We start from the raw sequence: 745 nt of genomic DNA on the forward strand, positions 1-745 counted from the left end.
AATTATTTCCTCCCGTTAAATAATAGATAACTATTAAAAATAGACAATACTTGCTCATAAGTAACGGTACTTAAATTGTTTACTTTGGCGTGTTTCATTGCTTGATGAAACTGATTTTTAGTAAACAGTTGACGATATTCTCGATTGACCCATTTTGAAACAAAGTACGTATATAGCTTCCAATATTTATCTGGAACATCTGTGGTATGGCGGGTAAGTTTTATTAAGACACTGTTTACTTTTGGTTTAGGATGAAAGCATTCCGCTGGCAGCTTAAGCAATTGCTGAATCGAGACTTGAGTGTGCAAGAGCAACCCTAGTGTTCGGTGAATATCCAAGGTACGCTTGTAGAATCCTTCTTCAACAATCAGATAGATGTCAGACGCATGGCTTTCAAAAACCACTTTTTTAATAATTTGTGTGCTTAAATGGTAAGGAATACTCCCAACAATTTTATACCTCTGTTTGTTAGGGAATTGAAACTGTAGAATATCTTGGTGAATTAAAGTGACACGAGTATTCAGTTTTAATTTTTCTGACGATAAGTTGAATAGATGACTGTCTAATTCAATAGACGTTACCTGTTTACTTATTTTAGCCAGTTTCGTCGTTAAATGCCCTTTACCTGTTCCAATTTCGTAAACGGTATCGGTTTCTTTTAAATTCAATTGTTTTATTATTTGGTTGAGTACTTTTTCACTCGTTAAAAAGTTTTGAGAATATTTTATATTTTTGTTCATGTAAT

General features: G+C 33.0%; 1 protein-coding gene. It reads right to left on the reverse strand.

The genetic code is table 11. The features are described from left to right. Positions 1-2: 2 nt before the first annotated feature. Positions 3-740: a 23S rRNA (adenine(2058)-N(6))-methyltransferase Erm(B) gene (gene erm(B), locus D8Q48_RS17020; protein WP_002292226.1), complete on the reverse strand. Its 738-nt coding sequence runs from the start codon at positions 738-740 to the stop codon at positions 3-5. Positions 741-745: the final 5 nt, after the last annotated feature.

Source organism: Ruminococcus sp. B05 (genome assembly GCF_003628495.1).
GTDB classification, from domain to species: Bacteria; Bacillota; Clostridia; order Lachnospirales; family Lachnospiraceae; genus Schaedlerella; species Schaedlerella hominis.